Raw genomic sequence first — 18,804 nt, 5'->3', positions numbered from 1 at the left:
TCCGATTCCGCCATGGGGATTCCCTGTTCTGTAGTCCTGACCAGATGGCGCACCGTGGGCACATACCGCCGGAGCACCATCGCGCATGAGCCGCGGTGGCCAATGCGAGTCGCGAGCTAAGTTTCACGCAGACAGGCGAAACCGGCACTCGGACGCGTCTGAAAAAATCACAGGGGATGACTGATGTGATGCTTCGGTGCCCTCGGGCCCGATCGCCGAAGCGCGTCTGTTAAATCAAGGAGCCACGACCGGTATAGCGAAGACCTGGTGCATCGCGGGCGAGAGTTACCCACAGTTTCTGTTGAGAGCCCTGTTAGCAACTTCTGGACATCCGCATCAAGTCCTTGAATGGAAACGGGAAGCTCGCAAACGACATGAAAAATGCATGTTTTTTGCGCAGCAAAGTTGTCCACAGTTTTTGGTGACAAACCTGTTGATAACCGCCTGGCGAGCGCGCCAACTCCTTGATCGGATAGAGAGTTCGTCGCTTGTGTCGCGGATGCATCAAATTGCGTTCCGGATGGGCAACCCCGAGCGGCGGCGCAAACGTTTCGCGACAGCCGCAGCCCGCTCTCCCTCGATGCATCAAGACGCGCGGCGCTCAAGCCAGATCGAGTGCCGCCGTGAGATCGCCGGGCGGCGTCTGCTCCCGCGAGAGGAACGTCTGATCGCGCGCGGCCACGCCGTCGAGCGGCGCGAGGCCATGCACGCGGCTGATGAAGCGCAGGATCGAGACCGTGTCGTAGAACGTGTGATCGACGTAGCCCTTCTTCGCGAACGGCGCGATCACGAGCGCAGGGATGCGCGAGCCCGGACCCCAGCGGTCGCCCACGGGCGGCGCGACCGGGTCCCACCAGCCGCCGTTCTCGTCGTGCGTCACGACAATCATCGTGTTCGCCCATTGCGGCCCGCGCTGAATGTGCTCGATCACGGCCGTGATGTGGCGGTCGCCCGACTCGACGTCCGCATAGCCTGCGTGCATGTTCAGGTTGCCCTGCGGCTTGTAGAACGTCACGGCAGGCAAGCGCCCTGCGTCGATGTCCGCGAGCAGACGATTGGTCGACGGATCGTCGCCGAGGCCCGCATCGCGCAGGTGACGCGCGCGTGCGGCCGTGCCCGGCGCGAAGTTGGCAAAGTAGTTGAACGGCTGATGGTGATACTGGAAGTCGGGCACCGCGCCGGTGTCCTGATGGTCCAGCGCAAACTGCCAGGCGCCGCTATACCAGGCCCAGTCGACGCCCTTCGCCGAGAGCCGGTCGCCGATCGTCGCATAGGTCTGCGGGCGCAGCACGCGCGGATTGGACGGATCGGCAAGCGCCGGGTTGCCGTCTACCGAAGGGCGCACGTTGCTCGGCTGATACGGCGGCGCCATCGTGTTGACGGCATAGCCATCAGGCGTGAAGAGGCCGTCGTTCACGAACTTCGGCGGCCCGTCGAGCGCCGAGGCCGGCGAGTTCGGCGCGACCTTCAGGCGCGTGCCGGTGGGATCGTCGCCCTCCACGACGGAGGCGAGATGTTTCGCGGCGCTCGTCTGGATATCGGCGTATTGCGGCACCTGCGCCGAGATCAGGAAGATGTGGTTGAGCCACGAGCCGCCAAACGCGGCCATGAAGAAGTTATCGCAGAGCGTGTACTGCTGCGCGATATTCCAGAGCCGCAACGTCTGCGCGGAGTTCTCGTAGAAGCCCATGACGAGGCCGCCCGAGTCGCCCCACGCGGCGAACTGGTCGTTGCGGCCCGCGTTGATCTGCATCTGGTTCTGATAGAAGCGATGGATCAGGTCCCGCGTGATGATGCCGTTCGGCAGCGGATTGCCGTGCGCATCCACGATACGAAAAGGACGGTTGGACAGCCCCGTGATCTGGTGCTCCGCGATCATGTAGCGCGTGCCGTCCAGCTCCTGCGCCTGGGGCACGAGGCCGCCCCAGATCTTCGGCAACTGCGGCAAGGGCGTCTTGCCGTCGCGATCGAGTTGCGCGTAGCGCTCGGCGCCCACATTCGCGAGCGGCGTTTGCACGCCGGGATAGTTGCCGTACAGATTGACGAAGCTGCGATTCTCCGCGTAGATCACCACGATCTGGCGCACCTGGTCGCGCAACGCGGCATCGACGCGCGCGTCGGCGGCGCTGCGCGGCGCGCCCGCCGCGCTCTGCGCCGGCGTCTCGCAGCCGCCGAGCGCGAGGCCCACGCCGACCGCCGCCAGCCCGCCGAGCACACGGCGGCGCGCGGGGTCGTCCGGACCGGCGGGAATGGAAGGTTCGTCTGGGCGCCCGTTCCTGGGTTCGTCGTTCTGCTTCATCAGCCTGCCTCCTTTGTCGAGGGGACGCGCATTGCGCGCGGCGTACCGCGAATATTACGCAGCAGGATACCGGTTCCGCAGTTGACGAGGCAAAAAGGCAGCGCACAAGCGCTGCACTGAAGCCGCCCTTTTAGCCGTCGCGCGGCATACGCGGCGCGCTTGCGGCGCCGTGCGGCTGGGCTTGCGCGAGCGTTTGCGCGGGACGCGGTTCGCTCGCGTGCCCCTCATGCGCGGCGCGCGGGGCGCTGGGCAACGTCGTGCGCTCGCGGCGCGGCACATTGCCTTCGTCGGTCCAGAGCGGATCGGGAATCTCACCGAAAACCTGGCGCAACCGCTCGCCCCACGTCGAATGGATCATCTGGAAATACGCATTCGTCTGGTCGAGCGACGCGTATCGCGTGACACGCAGCGCGTCGCGCTCGTACACGAGCAGGTCGAGCGGCAGGCCGACCGAGAGGTTCGAGCGCAGCGTCGAGTCCATGGAGATGAGCGCGCACTTCGCGGCCTCGTCGAGCGGCGTGCCCGGCGTCAGCACACGGTCGATGATCGGCTTGCCATACTTCGACTCGCCGATCTGGAAATACGGATTGACGCTCGACGTCTCGATGAAATTGCCGGCCGCGTAGATCTGGAACAGCCGCATGGCATGGCCGCCGATCTGGCCGCCGAGAATGAAACTGCAGTTGAAGTCGACGTTGAAGGTCTTGAGCGCTTCCGCGTCGCGCCGGTGCACTTCGCGCACGGCTTCGCCCACCACGCGCGCGGCCTCGACCATGGTCGGCGCGTTCCAGAGCGTGGCGCGCCCCGCTTCCTGCGGCTCGGTCAGCACCTGCAGCGTGGCTTGCGTGATGGCCAGATTGCCCGCGACGAGCAGCACGAGCACGCGCTCGCCGGGCTCCTCGAACACGGCCATCTTGCGCGACGTGCTGATGTGATCGACACCCGCATTCGTGCGCGTGTCCGCAAGAAACACGAGCCCCTCATCCACTGCCATTGCCACACAGTACGTCATGCGCCTCCCTGCCCGTCCCTGACTTCGCCGCTCGTTGTGTTATAGCGGCAAAACTATTGCTGCGACTGCTGCGCGCTCACGTGCACGCTGACATCGAGCGTTTCTCCGGCCCCGCCCACGCGGCGGCCGCGAACCGGCGCGGCCGCGTCGTAGTCGCGCCCCACGGCGATCCGGCAATACTTTTCGCTCGCGAAACACGCGTGCGTGACGTCCACCGTCACCCAGCCATTGTCGAGCCACACGTCGACCCATGCGTGGCTCGCCATTTCGGGCACGTCGCCGGGGTCGAGATAGCCGCTCACGTAGCGCGCCGGCACGCCGCGCGCGCGGCACACCGCCAGCATCACATGCGCGTGATCCTGACACACGCCACGGCCTAGCGCCAGCGCGTCCGCCGCGGTGTGTGTCACATCCGTGACACCGGGCTCGTAGCGCACGCGCTCCGTGATGCGCGAGGCCGCGTCGAGTATGGCGGCGGTATCGTCCAGCGGCGCCAGGCCGAACGCGAATTCCGTGAGTGCCTCGTCGGCTTCGGTGAGGCGCGTCGGCGAAGTGAAATGGTGCGTCGGCACCATGCCCTCGCCTTCGGGCAGCCGGCCGTCGGGCAGCGCCACGGTCTCGACTTCGCCGCGCACGCGCAGGCGAATTTCCGTGTGCGGACGCGTGAGCACCAGCGTCATCAGCGCGTTGCCGTAGGCGTCGCGGCTTGCGTCGAGCTTGCCCGGCGCCTCGACCTGCCATTGCTTGACGATCTGCGTGGGCGTGGTGAGCGGCGACAGCCGCAACTGCTGGATCGAATAATGCACGGGCGCTTCGTAGCGGTACACCGTGTCGTGCCGGACCGCGAGTTGCATGACGTCAATCCTCCATCGAGACGATTGGGAGTTCGATGAGCGCGGGATCGCACTAACCGACCGGCAACATCAGATAGGTGCGCGCCACCTGATTGCCCAGCTCGTACACGCGCGCGAGAAACTGCGTGAGAAACGTATGCACGCCCAAGGAGAAGATCTGCCGCAGGTCCGCATAAAGCAGCTCGGCGCGCAACTTGCCCGCGGTGCGCTCGACTTCGCGCGAGCTATCGGTGCGCAGCATCGCGAGATTCGTGCAGACGCCGTCCAGCGACGCCAGCAGCGAGCGCGGCATTTGCTGGTTGAGGATGAGCAGCTCCACCACGCGCGCGGGCGTCACCACGTCGCGGTAAACCTTGCGATAGATTTCGAGCGCGGAAACCGAGCTGAGAATCGAGGTCCAGTAATAGAAGTCCTCGAGCTGACGCGCGGCCGAACGCGAGTCGGCATTTTCCACGTCGACGAAACGCACGTCGAGAATGCGCGCCGTGTTGTCCGCGCGTTCGAGGAACGTGCCGAGCTGCGTGAAGAACAGTGCATCGTCCTGCAACGCCGTGCCGAGGCGCACGCCGCGCGACAGATGCGAGCGGAACTTCACCCACTCGAACAGCGCATCGGGACGCGCTTCCAGCTCGCTGCCGCGCAACAGCTCGACGAATTGCAGCCACGTGTCGTTGATCGTTTCCCACCATTCCGTGGTGAGCGTGCCGCGCACCGCGCGCGCGTTCTCGCGGGTCGCCTGCAGACACGAGTAGATGCTCGACGGGTTCGTCGGATCCGCCACGAGAAACTGGAGCACGTTGCTGCTGGTCGTTTCCTCGTGGCGCGCATCGAAGGCGGGCTCCAGTTCGGAGATCCGCAGCATCGCGCGATGCGTGCGCGCCTCGGCGTCCGCGCTGCCGGGCAGCAGGAGCGCCTTCAGATTGATGTCCAGCATGCGCGCGGTATTCTCCGCGCGCTCCATGTAGCGGGCCATCCAGAACAGATGATCGGCAGTGCGGCTCAGCATGGTCGAACCTCTTGGTGTGGTATGGCCAGTGAAATCATTCGAGCACCCACGTGTCCTTGGTCCCGCCGCCCTGCGACGAGTTGACGACGAGCGAGCCTTCCTTGAGCGCCACGCGCGTGAGGCCGCCGGCCGCCATCTGGATCGTCTTGCCGGAGAGCACGAAGGGCCGCAGATCGATATGGCGCGGCGCGATGCCCGCCTCGACGAAGGTCGGGCAAGCCGACAGCGACAGCGTGGGCTGCGCGATGTAATTGCCTGGCCGCGCGAGCAGCCGGGTGCGAAACGCCTCGATTTCCTCGCGAGTGGATGCGGGACCGACCAGCATGCCGTAGCCGCCCGCGCCGTGCACTTCTTTCACGACGAGGTCCGGCAAATGTTCGAGCGTCCAGGCGAGATCGTCGGGCCGGCGGCATTGCCACGTCGGCACGTTCTTCAAAATAGGCTTTTCGCCGAGATAGAACTCGATCATGTCGGGCACATACGGATAGATCGACTTGTCGTCGGCCACGCCCGTGCCCATCGCATTGGCGAGTACGACGCGGCCCGCGCGGTACGCGGTGAGCAGCCCCGGCACGCCGAGCGCGGAGTCGGGGCGAAACGCCAGGGGGTCGAGAAAATCGTCGTCCACGCGCCGGTAGATCACGTCCACGCGACGCGGCCCCTGCGTCGTGCGCATGAATACGTAGTTATCCTCTACGAAGAGGTCCTTGCCCTCCACCAGCTCGACGCCCATTTGCTGAGCGAGGAACGTATGCTCGAAATACGCGGAGTTGTACATGCCGGGCGTGAGCAGCACGACGGTCGGATCGTCCACGCCTTCGGGCGCCACCGAGCGCAGCGTATCGAGCAGCAGATCGGGATAATGCGCGACCGGCGCCACCTTGTGCTGAACGAACAACTCGGGAAAGAGCCGCATCATCATCTTGCGGTTTTCGAGCATGTACGAGACGCCGGAGGGCACGCGCAAATTGTCTTCGAGTACGTAGAACGCGCCGTCGCGCCCATCGCGCACGATGTCGATGCCCGCGATATGCGCATACACGCCGAGCGGCAGGTCGATGCCCTGCATCTCCGGCCGGTACTGCGCATTGGTGTAGACCTGCTCGGCCGGTATCACGCCGGCGCGCACGATGTTGCGCTCGTGATAGACGTCGTGCAGGAACAGATTTAGCGCCTGCACGCGCTGGCGCAGTCCGCGCTCGAGCAGAACCCATTCGTCTGCGGGAATGATGCGTGGAATGAGGTCGAAAGGAATGAGCCGTTCGGTGCCGGAGAGGTCGCCGTTCACCGCGAACGTGATGCCGACCCGCCTGAACAACAGGTCCGCCTCGGCGCGCTTGCGCGCCATCGTCTCGCCAGTCTGCCTCTCGAGCCACCGCTGGAAGCGTTCGTAGTGCGGGCGCACCGCGCCCTCGTCGCGCATTTCGTCATGGACTTGCATCGGTTCGTTCTCGCGCGTGAGTGCAACTGCGTCAGCGGCGCCGCCGCGTTTCGTCTCATGAATGAGGCGAGATGCGCTGCGCGCTGCAGTACAGGCTAAAAAGCAAGGCGTATGCCATCGACTGAGCCTGGTTTCATGCGCTCGATTGGTGCAACGCGGGCGGGATCGGCCGTGTCGAAACGGGGCATGCCAATGCAGCGCTGCATTTGCGCCTCAAGCTGGTGCAACGCGCTCGCGCGGCATGCTATATGCAGGCGCAGCACACAACTGGAGGGCCTTGAGTTCCAATGATCGAAGCGACCTGCGTGAACGAGCGTCCAACGAGAATTGCTGCCTGGCAAGCGCTTTGCGCGATCGTGCTCGCGCTCGCACTCGGCGCATGCACGAACATGGCCGGCCCCTTGCCGGCCGCGATCGAGCCGGTGGCCGATGATGGCCCACCGCGCACGTCCGTTGCCGTCGTGCAGCGCGACTGGCACACCGACATCTGCCTGCGTGTGCACGACGCGGACGTCTGGGTCGATGCACTTGCGCGCGGCTTCGACGACGCAACCGTTCTGTGTTTCGGCTTTGGAGAGAGACAGTTCGTGGTGGAACGCCGCCACGATCCGCTGACGATGATCGGCGCGCTCATGCCGAGCCAGGCTACCGTGCTGATGACGGTACTGCGCGCGGCCCCGGAGGCGGCCTTCGGCTCGCAGAACGTCGTGGAGGTGCCAGTGGACGGCGCCGGGCTTGCCAGCGTTCAGCGCTATCTGCGCACTTCGCTGGAAACCGATGCGGATGGCGCACCGCGCCGCCTCGCCGACGGACCTTATACGGGCAGCGTCTATTTCGCGGCGTCAGGGACTTACGACGCCTTGCATACCTGCAACACGTGGACCGCGCGAGCCTTGCGCTCGGCGGGTCTCGACGATGTACCGGACGTGCTGTTCGCGCGCAGCCTGATGCGCGAAGTGCGGCACGCGCTGGACACGAAAGCGCCGGACGGCGCGATGCCCAACGCTGCCGCAAGTCGGTGAATCGATCAGCACGGCGCAACACAAGCCGCACCCGGCGGGGGTGGCGGCGCCTCGGTGGCCGGCTGCTGCGGGACGACGACGGTCCGCGGCGGCGGCGGGTTGGGATCGCTGCTGCTGAACGACAGGCAGCCTGCTAGTGCGAGCGGCAATAGTAAAGCGAGGACGCTGAATCGATACATTTGACTCTCCCTGACCGGTTTAAAGGCCGGCACCGCGCGCTTTGCGCGGCCCTTTTAAGCTGGGAGCAAGTCGAATGCCACGGAAATCAGATCATTGAGACGCCGCGCTCTCGCGGCTGCGCGCCGCCGCCAGCCCGGTGCGGCTTTGCACGCCCCACTTGCGCCGCCCGAGCAGGAAATGCAGCCAGCCGAGCGCCGCGCCGCTGTGGCGCATCAATTGGAACGAGAACGGCTCGAAGATGGCGGCGAGAAACGCCATGCCGAAACTCGAGTGCGCGCGGTCGCCGCTCCAGCGCCGGTAGAGATGTACGGAGTACAGATGAAACGCGAGGTCGATCGCGATCTTGCCGACGATCACACCCAGCACCGGCAGCACGATCGTGAAGCGGCCGTCGAACAGGAAGCCGATCAACAGCGCGAACGCCGTCAGGCCATAAATGGGCTGCACGGTGTCGAATGCCTTCACGGGCAGCATCATGATGCCGAGCTTGCCGTACTTGCGGTTGCCGGTCATGTCGCGATACCAGTACTGGGTTTGCAGGAAGCCCGCGAACCAGCGGCGGCGCTGACGCAGGAAGGTCGTGAGCGTACCGGGCGCGTCGGTGCGCGCGCGGGCGGTGCCGAGCACGCGCACGTCCCAGCCCAGGCCCTTGCGCGCCGAATGACGGCGCAAGCGGTGAATCAGTTCGTAGTCCTCGACGAGGCAATCCGCATCGAAGCCGCCCACGGTCATCACGGCATCGCGGCGAAAGCCCGCAAACGCGCCCGAGATCAGCAGCAGGCTGTCGGCGCGCATCCACGCGAAGCGCGAGATGAAATTCCGGATGTACTCGTAGGTCTGGAACCACTGGAAAAAGCGCCCGCTCAACGTATGGTCGCAAACCGGCGTGAGCAGGCCCGCCGCCGCGACCAGCGCCGGCTCGCGGCCAAACGCGCTCGCCATCGCGGCGCATGCGTCGGGTTCGAGCAGCGTATCGGCGTCCACGGTCATGACCGTTTCCGTTGCGATCGCAAGCAGCGCCGCGTTGAGCGCGCGCGCCTTGCCGCCGTGCGCGAGCTTCAGCCAGCGCAGATTCGGATACTGCGGCGAAGGCGCGCTCAACTGGCCTTCGCCCGGGTCGGCCAGACCATAACGCTGCGCGAGCAAGGCAGCCGTGCCGTCGGTCGAGCCGTCGTCGGCAATCACGATCTGCTGCGGCGCGCGGGTCTGCGCGAACAGCGCGTCGAGGGTGATCGGCAGCACGGCCGCTTCGTTGTGCGCGGCGACGATCACGCCGAGCGTCGGCAGCTTCGCCGCGCCGACGGCCGCGGGCGCTGCCGCAGGCGCAAGCAGCACGCGCGCCTTCCAGGCGACGAACAGCAGCAACACCGTGTCGTAGACGACATAGGCAATGCCCGTGGACCACGCGACCACGCCCTGCAGGAAGAACGCACGCGCAAACAGCACGAACCAGAGCGCCATGACGCCCAGGTGGATCGCGATGCTCGCGAATGGCGTGGGAGGCGGCACGAGGCGCGGCGACGTGCGGGCGAGCGCCTCTTCAAGCATGTTTTTCACGTCGTACCCTTCTCGTGTTGCTCACGGCATCATCCGGCGCAGCACCGAATGACGGTCGATCCATTGATGCTTGAGTGCGCCCGCAATATGCAACGCGAGCACGCCATAGAGCGCATAGCTGCACGCGGTATGCAGCGCGCCGAACTGGTTGTGCAACTGCTCCTTCGTGGCCGCATCGAGGTTCATGATGAAGCCGATGCGCGGCCATTGCACGAGGCCGAAGAGATACATGGGATGCGAGGCGGCGGCGACCCATGCGGAGTCGTGCAGCCAGCCGGAAAGCGGCATCGCGAAGATCAGCACGTAGAGCGCGACGTGCGCGGCGTGGGCCGACGCGCGCTCCCAGCCCGGGAATTCGGCGGGCAGCGCCGGCGGGCGATGCGTGAGACGCCACAGCACGCGCAGGATCGCGAGCCCGAGTACGGTAATGCCGATCGACTTGTGCGTATCGATCACGAAGCGGATGGCGGTGTCCGAAAGCGCGCCGTCGGGCAGCAGCGCGGCAGTCAGGCCCAGGGCGACGTTCGTGAGGATCAGTAGCGCGATCAACCAGTGCAATAGCACGGCAACGCGCGTGTACTTTTGCGCGCCAGCGTCGGCACCGACAAACGGGGATTCGGCGGAAAGGGGAGTTTTCACGTGGGCTTGGCCGTTGCGGATCAGTAGGGATAACGCCCGGTGCGGCAAATTTATTCCCGCCGCGCGCGGTCCGTCGGCGGGATGGCGCGATGCGGCCCACACGGCGACTCGCGCATTATGCCCCCTCGTCCCTGACGCTGCAGAATCCGCCAGATGACGGTTCTGCCAGTTTGGCGGCGGCCGGCCGTCATGCGCTGCCCCCGCAACGTCCGCGCACAAAAGAAAAACCGGAACGGGCTATGCAACCCGTTCCGGTTCTTTCGCGGCTTCGGCGGCTTATTTCGCGGTGGCCGCCTGCTTTTCGATCTGCGAGCCCACTTCGGCGTCGATCTTCTTCCAGTAGTCGAACACGCGCTCGCGCACAGGGCTGCCCACACCGCTCAGGCTCGCCACCACCTGCTGGATCAGCGCCTCGCGCTGCTTGTCGTTGTAGACGTTGCGCACGAGATCGTGCGCCTGGCCGAAATCGTCGTCTTCCGCGTGCAGCGAGTAGGCGCTGCGCACCATGTCGCCGTCGGCTTCCCAGCCGTCGTCCGCCGCGCCCGTCGAATCCGCCCACGGACGGCCGAAGCTGTTCGGCACGTAAGTCGGTGCGTTGCCGCTATGTTCGTAGGTCATGTTGCCGTCGAACATGTAGGTCTGCACGGGCACCTTCGGACGATTCACCGGCAGCTGGTTGAAGTTCGTGCCGATCCGCGCGCGCTGCGCGTCGTTATAGGCGAACGCGCGGCCCAGCAGCATCTTGTCCGGCGAGAGGCCGATGCCCGGCACCGTGTTGCCCGGCGAGAACGCGGCCTGCTCGATCTGCGCGAAGAAGTTCTCCGGGTTGCGGTTGAGCGTCATCGTGCCGACCTTGATGAGCGGATAGTCCTTGTGCGACCACGTCTTCGTGAGATCGAACGGATTGAAGCGGTACTTCTTCGCCTCCGCGTACGGCATGACCTGCACGGAGAGCGTCCACGACGGATATTCGCCGCGCTTGATCGCATCGAACAGATCGCGCCGGTGGAAGTCGGCGTCCTCGCCCGCCATCGCCGCGGCTTCGGCGTTGGTGAAGAACTGCATGCCCTGGTTGGTGTGGAAGTGGTACTTGACCCAGAACTTCTCGCCCTTCGCGTTCACCCACATATAGGTGTGCGAGCCGTAGCCGTTCATGTGGCGCCACGTTTTCGGCAGGCCGCGCTCGCCCATCAGATAGGCGACCTGGTGCGCCGACTCGGGATTGTTGGTCCAGAAGTCCCATTGCATCTCGCCATTGCGCAGGCCCGAGTCGGGCAGACGTTTCTGGCTGCGGATGAAGTGCGGGAACTTCATCGGGTCGCGCACGAAAAAAACCGGCGTGTTGTTGCCGACGAGGTCGTAGTTGCCCTCGGTCGTGTAGAACTTCAGCGAAAAGCCGCGCACGTCGCGCCAGGTGTCGGGGCTGCCCATTTCGCCCGCGACGGTCGAAAAGCGCGCCAGCATTTCCGTGCTCGCGCCCTTCTGGAACAAGGCAGCCTTCGTGTAGCGCGACACATCCTCGGTAGTCTTGAGTTCGCCGAACGCGCCGGCGCCCTTCGCGTGCGGCTGGCGCTCGGGCACCTTCTCGCGATTGAAATGCGCCATCTGCTCGAGGAAATGCACGTCGTGCAGCACGATCGGGCCGTCGGGGCCGATCGTGAGCGAGTTGCGGTCGCTGACAGCCGGCGCGCCCGTGCTCGTCGTGGAATGACCGCGAGACTTGTCGTTCGATGCACCCATTACCGCTCTCCTGATGGATTCGCGCATGGCGGCTGCGCGCACCGCGCCCGTTCGACTGCTGCAGGGCGTTCGAGCCGCAGTCGGAGCCGCCACCGCTAGATTGGGGGACCAACCCGGGCTGCGCGCGGTGCCGACCTTCGACACCCGCGCTCGCCCGAGGGAATGGCCATTTTGCGCGCAGACGCGAAGCGCTGCGCTCAAGCGGTTCACGCGCCGCGCAGCCCGGCGGGGCATCTGTCGCCGTGTTGGAAATTTCCACCCAAAATCAGGCGTTTACATAATTGTTGCGACGCACAAAAAGTTCTTGACACGTTTTATGGATCAGTTACCATGAACTCGATTGCTGCATCGCACAAAACCTTCTCTGCGCGAACCGGTGATCGAACCGAAAGTTTGTATTCGTAACCGAAACCGACGCGTAGCGTCCCCCAAAAGGAAAGAGACATGAACCTGCCGACCCCCGAACAGTTCGCCGCCAACCAGAAAGCCGGTCTCGAGGCCCTCTTCGGCCTGACGAACAAGGCATTCGAAGGCGCGGTCAAGCTCGCCGAACTCAACATCGAAACGGCCCGCTCGGCGTTCGCCGAAGGTCAGGAACAAGCCCAGCGCGCACTCTCGGCCAAGGACCCGCAAGGCTTCTTCGCCGTGCAGGCCGGCTTCGCCCAGCCCGCCGCTGAAAAGGCGCTGGCCTATGGCCGCAGCGTCTACGGCATCGTTTCGGCCACGCAAGCCGAATTCGCCACCGCCGCCCAGTCGCAGTACGAAACGCAGCAGCGCGCGCTCGAAACGCTCGTCGACAACGCCGTGAAGAACGCCCCGGCCGGCTCGGAAGCCGCTGTCGCCGCGATCAAGTCGGCGCTGAACGCCGCCAACAACGCGTACGCGTCGGTGAACAAGGCTGCGAAGCAGGCTGTCGAATTCGCGGAAAGCAACTTCGACGCCGCCGGCAAGGCCGCGACGAAGGCCGTCGCGCAAGCGTCGGCGCGCGCCGCCAAGCAGGCTGCCTAAGCGTTACGCTTGACTTTCCGCTGGCGGGGGCGACAGCTGCCGCCAGCCGGACTGAAGACGGGCGTGGATCTCGTGCAATGCGAGTTCCACGCCCGTTTGCTATTGGCCGGTCCGGCGCAACGCGAAAGCAGATATCGGCGTTACGCGGCCGCTCGCAACAGCCAGCCGGCGCAGAGCGTTTGAACCCATGAAGGCACGCGCCGCGCAGGCGGGCTCAGGAGCCGAACATGCGGTTCACCGCGCGCTCGAGATGCGCGCGCATGGCAGTCGATGCGCGCTCGGGGTCGCGCGCCTGGATCGCTTCGAGCACTTCGAGGTGTTCCTGCTGCACGAGGCGCTGCCGCTCGATCGACTTCACGAGCGAGAGGTTGCGCGACAGGTTCATGCTGAACACCATCTGCTCCTGGATGCCCGAGAGCGCCGTGATGAAGAACTGGTTCTTCGAGGCGCGCGCCACGGCCATATGGAACGCGAAGTCGTCTTTCGCGCCGATGCCCGAGGTCTCGATGATGGTCTGCAGGTTGTTCCACTCGCGCTGGATCGCGGCGATGTCTTCGTCTTCGGCCTTTTGCGCGGCGAGCGAGGCCGCCCCGGCTTCGACCACCACGCGGTATTCGTAGCAGCGGCGAATGTCCGACAGCGTTTCGAGCGGTGCGAAGCGGCGCACGTCCGGATCGGGACGCCGCATGACCGTCGTGCCCGAGCCGTGGCGCGTGGCGATGATGCCGTCCGCGCGCAGCTGGGCAAGCGCCTCGCGCACAGTGGGGCGCGAGGTCGCGAAGCGCTCCGCGAGCATGTGCTCGGTCGGCAGGCGCTCCCCTTCCTTGTATTCGCCCTCGATGATGCGGTTGAGGATGTCGCTGTAAATCCGCGCCGGCATATTCGGCGCTTTCTGCTCAGACATGATCGGACGGTGCACTTTGGGTTGTCAGGAGTGTCGTCAATTGTAAGTCATATGGCGGGCCGATAGCGTCCACCCGCCCCCGGCCAGCCCCTATTTTGCGGGTGTTTCCGCCCTTTCCGTCCCGCTTTACCAATTTGCGGCCAATTTACGGCCGCTTGCACTTTTACGCTGCCGCGCCCTACCGCAGCGCACTTACGCGGATGCGCAGTGCCGCTTTCTGCGTCTCTCCCGGCTCCAGCCAGCGCAGGCCGAGGCCGGTGTGGATCGCGTCGGGCAGGCCGAGCCACGGCTCGACGCAGTAAAAGTCCGAATCGGGCGCGAGCGTCCAGGTCGTGACCGCATCCCATGACGCCGAACCGGGCCGGCGCAGATCGATTTCGATCGCGCGCTGCTGCGACGGCATCTCGATGCGCACGGACTGATCCGGTTCGCCGTCGAGGCAATGAAAGCGGTCGATGATCTGCGCGTCGTCGAAGCGATAGTGCGTCGCGCCCGGCGCGGCCCCGGTCGTCGTGCCGTCCGGCAACTGACGGCGCCGGAGATTGCGCGGCAGCACGATCGTCGCCTCGCTGCGCTGCGCGTGCGGCAGCGCGAAATAGAAGTGATGGCCCGCGCAACGCGTAAAGGGCAAAGGTCAGTTGGTCGCGCGCAGCGAACCCGCGAAAGCGGGCTCGGGCAGGCCGCGCACCCCGGCGTCGATGGCGAATACCAGGCCGTCCAGCTCGCCGGTTTGCGGCGGGCAGATCGTCGTGACGTAAAGCACGTCGAGGTTGGCCCCGCCGAACGCGCACATCGAAGGCTTCGCCACCGGCACCGCCACGCTGCGCTCGAGCCGCCCTGCGGGCGTGAAGCGCAGCAGGCTCCCCGCGTCGTTCGCGCAGATCCAGTAGCAGCCGTCGGCGTCCACGGCCGCGCCGTCGGGGCGCCCCGTGTAGTCGTGCAGATCGGCGAACACGCGGCGATTCGTGGGCACGCCGTCGTCGATGTCGTAGTCGAAGGCCCAGATCAGGCGGCTCGATGCATGCGAATCGGACAGATACATCGTGCGGCCGTCCGGCGACCATGCGAGGCCGTTCTGCGTGCACAACCCCTCGACCACGGGCGCCGACAAGCCGTCTTGCGCCGTGTAGCGATAGAGCTTGCCCGCCGGGTCGGGCGCCGCCGCGTCCTGCACCATCGTGCCGGACCAGAAACGGCCCTGACGATCGCAGCGGCCGTCGTTGAAACGCATACGCGCGGCCTCGTGCGCCACGCCCGCGAGCGGCCGCACGCTCGCCTCGCCTGCCCGCACGTGCGCGGCCGGTTCGTGCAGCGTCACGGCGAAAAGGCCCGTCTCCAGCGCCGCGAGCACGCCGCCATCGCGCGCGAACGCGAAGCAGCCGATGCGCTCCGGCAGCGTCCACTCGGTGCGGCGCGCCGTGTCGACCGCATAGCGCACGAGCGTTTGCGCGGGAATATCGACCCAGTAGAGCGCGCTTTCCTCGGCGCGCCACACGGGGCACTCGCCTACCGACGAGCGCCGCGCGTCGTGCGCCTCGAGTGGACGCACCGGCGGCGTCGACACCGCATCGAGCGTCACGTCGTGCTGCGTGCTCAACGCTGCTCCTTCTTCCATGCTTCGTACGCGGCGAGCGTCGCCTCGTTCGGCGGATAGGTGCCCGGCAGCGCCGCGCCCGCCTCGATACGTTCGGTGATGAAGCGCTCGAGCGTCTCCTGCTCCGTGGCGTCGCGCGCGACTTCCTCGGCCAGATGACGCGGAATCACGACCACGCCGTCCGCATCGCCGACGATGATGTCGCCCGGAAACACGGCCACGCCGCCGCAGCCGATCGGCACGTTCAGGTCGACCGTATGGTGCTTGCAGAGATTGAGCGGCGCCGAGGCGCCCGCGCAGAACACCGGAATGCCGAGCGCCGCGATGGTCGCGCTGTCGCGCACCGGGCCGTCCGAAACCATGCCGGCCACGCCGCGCGCCTTCATGCGCGTGGCGAGGATCGAGCCCATCGAGGCGGCATCGGTCACGCCGCGGCAGTCCTGCACGAGCACCGCGCCCGCGGGCACGGTCTCGACGCCCTTGCGCTGCGGATGCTCGGGGTTCTGAAACGCGCTCAGCTGGTCGAGGTCCTCGCGCGCCGGGATGTTGCGCATCGTGAAAGCCGGACCGACCAGATTGGGAGCGCCCGGCGCCGGTGCGGCGAGCGGCTTCACGCCCTGCAGGAAGACGTTGCGCAGGCCGCGCTTGAAAAGTTGCGTGGTGAGCGTGGCGTTGGAAACGTGGCGCAGCTGTTCGAGCGCGGCATCGCTCACGGGGATGGCGGGGGAAGTCATCGTGTCTCGTCCGTTGTCGTGTGTCGTGGTGCGCGTGGCGCGGGCGGCGGCTCGAAAAACTGTCGAGCGGATGGGTCGCATTGTTGTAATACAACACGAAAATTGTCAACCCGCCATTGCGCTGCGGGCCGCCCCAGGATGTATGACGACTCGTATTTGGATAGGCGTGAAATCGCTCGGAAGATCCGGCCGATGCCGCCGGTGAAAACGTGACTCAAGTCAATAAATGCCCGTCCAGCGGCCGCGCCGGGCGTCCGACCCCGATCCCGCACCAGGGAAATCCCCAGCGCCTCAAGATTTGCTTTACAACTTTGGTCCAAATAGAATGATGTCTTACATGAAGGGCCGATGCGCACCGGCGCGGCCCTTCATCCCGGCCAGCGGGAGACCAGCGCCGCTGCCGCCTGAAGCGACCCAGGCCAGCACGGGGCGCCACGCACAGAAACACAGCCATTCGGGCTCACCTTCCGGCACCGCTTCGTGCCGGAGCCCGCCAACAGCAGGAGACGCGCAGTGCAACGCAAGACTATCAAGGGGGTGCGGTGGTGGATCATCGGCCTCATCATGATCGGCACCATCTTCAACTACCTCGCGCGCAGCTCGCTCGCGGTGGCCGCACCCACGCTGACTGAAACGCTTCACATGACCACGCAGCAGTACTCGTACGTGGTCACGGCCTTCCAGGCCTGCTATGCCCTCGCGCAACCGGTCGCCGGTTTCGTGCTGGACTCCGTGGGCATCAAGATCGGCTTCGCGATCTTCGCGTTCGGCTGGGCCATCGCCAACATGCTGCACGGCCTCGCCGGCAGCTGGCCCGCGCTCGCGGCTTTCCGCGGCATGCTCGGCATGACCGAAGCCGCGATCTTCCCGGCCGGGATGAAGGCCATCAGCGCATGGTTCCCGGCGAAGGAGCGCTCGGTCGCGACCGGCTGGCTCAACACCGGCACCTCGATCGGCGCGATGCTCGCTCCGCCGCTCGTCGTGTGGTGCATTCTCAAGTTCAACTGGCAGTTCGCGTTCGTGGTCACCGGCGGCGGCGCGCTGATCTGGGTGGCGCTGTGGCTCGTGTTCTTCAAAATGCCCGCGGAACACCCACGGCTCTCGCAGGAAGAGGCCGACTACATCCGCGAAGGGCAGACCGAAGCACAGAAGTCGACCCGCGGCCGCCGCGCCTCGTTCAAGGAAGTGCTCAAGACGCGCCGCTTCTGGGGCATTGGCATTCCGCGCATGCTCGCGGAACCGGCATGGCAGACCTTCGGCGCGTGGATTCCGCTGTACATGGTCACCGTGCGTCACATGAACCTGAAGGAAATCGCGCTGTTCGCGTGGATGCCATTCCTCGCCGCCGACCTCGGCTGTCTCGTGGGCGGCTACCTCGCGCCGCTCTTCATCCGCTGGTTCGGCTGCTCGCTCATCACCTCGCGCAAGCTCGTCATCACGACCGGCGCGCTGCTGATGGTCGGTCCGGCCTGCGTAGGTCTCGTTGCGAGCCCCTACGCCGCCATCGCCCTCTTCTGTGTCGGCACGTTCGCACACCAGACGATCTCGGGCGCGCTGTTCACGCTGGCGTCGGACGTGTTCGGCCAGCACGAAGTCGCCACGGCCACGGGTCTCTCGGGCATGTTCGGCTACCTCGGCGCGACGGTGTTCTCGCTCATCGTCGGCGCAGTGGCCAGCACGATCGGTTATAACCCGTTGTTCGTGTGCCTCATGCTGTTCGACATCATCGGCGCCTGCGTGGCATGGCGACTGATCTCGAACGAGCAGAAGGACAATGCGGGCAGCCTCGCGCTTCAGTCCTCGCACAAAGTGAAGGCCTGATCGCCCTGTTCACCGGCCGGCGCCCGCGAGGGTGCCGGCTTTCGGCATTTCTACGTGAGGACAATCACAGTGAAGAAAGTTGCATTGACCGGTGCGGGCGGCCAGCTCGGCACCGTGTTGCGCAAGGGCCTGCTCGAACGTGGCGTGAACCTGCGTTCCGCGGCCGGCTCGAAGCCGCTCGAACCGCTCGTCGCGGGCGAAGACGTGATGCACGGCGACCTGCGCGACCCCGCCGTGGTCGACCGCCTGCTCGACGGCGTGGATGTGCTGATCCATATGGCCGGCACGAGCGTCGAGCGCCCCCTGCCCGAGATCATCGAGAACAACCTGCGCGGTCTCGTCGAAGTCTACGAAGGCATGCGTCGCCACGGTACGAAACGCATGCTGTTCGCGAGCTCGAATCACGCGATCGGCATGTACCCCGTGGAAGAGAAGCTCACGCTCGACTGCGCGTTCCGCCCGGACGGCTTCTACGGGCTTTCGAAGGCATGGGGCGAATCGCTCGCGCACCTGTACTGGGACAAGCACGGCATCGAAACCGTGAACGTGCGCATCGGCAGTTGCCTGCCGAGGCCCACCGAGTTCCGTCAATTGAGCACGTGGTTCGGCCACGAGGATCTGTTCCATCTCGTCGATCGTGTGATCAATGTGGATGAGATCGGCTTTGCCGTGGTGTGGGGCGTGTCGAACAACACACGCAGCTACTGGATTCAGGAAGGCGCGCACGACGACGCGAAACGCCTTGGCTATGAGCCGAAGCAGAATTCGGAAGACTGGGCCGCTGAAATTCTGGCGCAGCAGAACCCGCTCGACGCGACGGCGCAGCGGTATCAGGGCGGTAGTTTCGCCAGCTTCGATTTCACGCCGGTGGAGCAGCGCGGCAAGCGGTCTTGATTCGCCGCTTTTCCGGTGTTTGCGTTTGAGCGCCCCTCGGGGGGCGCGCGTCTTGGCTACGCCCGCTCCACCCAGTGCCAGTTGTGACGAATGCGAGTA

15 protein-coding genes and 1 pseudogene are annotated in these 18,804 nt (G+C 65.7%); 4 read left to right on the top strand and 12 right to left on the bottom strand.

Going from position 1 to position 18,804, the window contains the following annotated elements; translation table 11 throughout:
- Nucleotides 1-601: 601 nt before the first annotated feature.
- The 5 genes from AB4Y42_RS40190 to AB4Y42_RS40170 all read right to left on the bottom strand — a co-directional run bounded on the left by AB4Y42_RS40190 (nt 602) and on the right by AB4Y42_RS40170 (nt 6,612).
- The gene (locus tag AB4Y42_RS40190) at nt 602-2,299 is read right to left on the bottom strand and encodes an acid phosphatase (RefSeq protein ID WP_368697387.1); all 1,698 of its coding nucleotides are present in this window, start codon (nt 2,297-2,299) and stop codon (nt 602-604) included.
- Nucleotides 2,300-2,429: 130 nt separating this feature from the next.
- The gene (locus tag AB4Y42_RS40185; protein WP_368697386.1) at nt 2,430-3,311 is read right to left on the bottom strand and encodes a peptidase; all 882 of its coding nucleotides are present in this window, start codon (nt 3,309-3,311) and stop codon (nt 2,430-2,432) included.
- Nucleotides 3,312-3,364: 53 nt separating this feature from the next.
- Complete coding sequence (locus tag AB4Y42_RS40180; protein WP_368691214.1) at nt 3,365-4,165, bottom strand: transglutaminase domain-containing protein; 801 nt, start codon at nt 4,163-4,165, stop codon at nt 3,365-3,367.
- A 52-nt stretch (nt 4,166-4,217) separates the two neighbouring features.
- The gene (locus tag AB4Y42_RS40175) at nt 4,218-5,171 is read right to left on the bottom strand and encodes an alpha-E domain-containing protein (RefSeq protein ID WP_368691213.1); all 954 of its coding nucleotides are present in this window, start codon (nt 5,169-5,171) and stop codon (nt 4,218-4,220) included.
- A 34-nt stretch (nt 5,172-5,205) separates the two neighbouring features.
- Nucleotides 5,206-6,612: a circularly permuted type 2 ATP-grasp protein gene (locus tag AB4Y42_RS40170; RefSeq protein WP_324160190.1), complete on the bottom strand. Its 1,407-nt coding sequence runs from the start codon at nt 6,610-6,612 to the stop codon at nt 5,206-5,208.
- 287 nt (nt 6,613-6,899) lie between these two features.
- Between AB4Y42_RS40170 and AB4Y42_RS40165 the strand changes: the two genes are divergently transcribed.
- Nucleotides 6,900-7,634 (top strand): DUF2459 domain-containing protein, encoded by a 735-nt coding sequence (locus AB4Y42_RS40165; RefSeq protein ID WP_368697385.1) that lies wholly within the window; start codon nt 6,900-6,902, stop codon nt 7,632-7,634.
- A gap of 270 nt (nt 7,635-7,904) precedes the next feature.
- Here the strand turns inward: AB4Y42_RS40165 and AB4Y42_RS40160 are convergent, their stop codons facing one another.
- The 3 genes from AB4Y42_RS40160 to AB4Y42_RS40150 all read right to left on the bottom strand — a co-directional run bounded on the left by AB4Y42_RS40160 (nt 7,905) and on the right by AB4Y42_RS40150 (nt 11,750).
- Nucleotides 7,905-9,371, bottom strand: a complete 1,467-nt coding sequence (locus AB4Y42_RS40160; RefSeq protein WP_368697384.1) for a glycosyltransferase family 2 protein — start codon at nt 9,369-9,371, stop codon at nt 7,905-7,907.
- Between the two features lie 21 nt (nt 9,372-9,392).
- The gene (locus tag AB4Y42_RS40155) at nt 9,393-10,010 is read right to left on the bottom strand and encodes a cytochrome b (protein WP_324160187.1); all 618 of its coding nucleotides are present in this window, start codon (nt 10,008-10,010) and stop codon (nt 9,393-9,395) included.
- Nucleotides 10,011-10,286: 276 nt separating this feature from the next.
- Nucleotides 10,287-11,750: a catalase gene (locus AB4Y42_RS40150; protein ID WP_368697383.1), complete on the bottom strand. Its 1,464-nt coding sequence runs from the start codon at nt 11,748-11,750 to the stop codon at nt 10,287-10,289.
- A 444-nt stretch (nt 11,751-12,194) separates the two neighbouring features.
- Here AB4Y42_RS40150 and phaP point away from each other — a divergent pair, with 444 nt between their 5' ends.
- Nucleotides 12,195-12,758 (top strand): TIGR01841 family phasin, encoded by a 564-nt coding sequence (gene phaP / locus AB4Y42_RS40145; protein WP_368697382.1) that lies wholly within the window; start codon nt 12,195-12,197, stop codon nt 12,756-12,758.
- Between the two features lie 214 nt (nt 12,759-12,972).
- Here phaP and AB4Y42_RS40140 read toward each other — a convergent pair whose 3' ends face one another.
- The 4 genes and pseudogenes from AB4Y42_RS40140 to AB4Y42_RS40125 form a co-directional block, all read right to left on the bottom strand.
- Nucleotides 12,973-13,662: a FadR/GntR family transcriptional regulator gene (locus AB4Y42_RS40140; RefSeq protein ID WP_368691208.1), complete on the bottom strand. Its 690-nt coding sequence runs from the start codon at nt 13,660-13,662 to the stop codon at nt 12,973-12,975.
- 178 nt (nt 13,663-13,840) lie between these two features.
- A pseudogene (locus AB4Y42_RS40135) lies at nt 13,841-14,275 on the bottom strand (aldose epimerase); the annotation flags it as partial.
- A gap of 21 nt (nt 14,276-14,296) precedes the next feature.
- Nucleotides 14,297-15,226 carry an SMP-30/gluconolactonase/LRE family protein gene (locus tag AB4Y42_RS40130; RefSeq protein ID WP_368697389.1) on the bottom strand — a complete coding sequence of 310 codons (930 nt, stop codon included), beginning with the start codon at nt 15,224-15,226 and terminating at the stop codon, nt 14,297-14,299.
- Nucleotides 15,227-15,255: 29 nt separating this feature from the next.
- Nucleotides 15,256-15,990, bottom strand: a complete 735-nt coding sequence (locus tag AB4Y42_RS40125; RefSeq protein WP_368697381.1) for a ribonuclease activity regulator RraA — start codon at nt 15,988-15,990, stop codon at nt 15,256-15,258.
- A 564-nt stretch (nt 15,991-16,554) separates the two neighbouring features.
- Here AB4Y42_RS40125 and AB4Y42_RS40120 point away from each other — a divergent pair.
- Together AB4Y42_RS40120 and AB4Y42_RS40115 are read left to right on the top strand one after the other, a co-directional pair.
- Nucleotides 16,555-17,811, top strand: a complete 1,257-nt coding sequence (locus AB4Y42_RS40120; RefSeq protein WP_368697388.1) for an MFS transporter — start codon at nt 16,555-16,557, stop codon at nt 17,809-17,811.
- A gap of 69 nt (nt 17,812-17,880) precedes the next feature.
- Nucleotides 17,881-18,705, top strand: coding sequence for an NAD-dependent epimerase/dehydratase family protein (locus AB4Y42_RS40115; RefSeq protein WP_368697380.1), 825 nt, complete (start codon nt 17,881-17,883; stop codon nt 18,703-18,705).
- The last annotated feature ends 99 nt before the right edge of the window (nt 18,706-18,804 follow it).

The organism is Paraburkholderia sp. EG286B, assembly GCF_040965655.1.
Lineage (GTDB): Bacteria > Pseudomonadota > Gammaproteobacteria > Burkholderiales > Burkholderiaceae > Paraburkholderia.
Note: the sequence above shows the minus strand (reverse complement) of the source record. Positions and strands in the feature narration are given on the sequence as shown.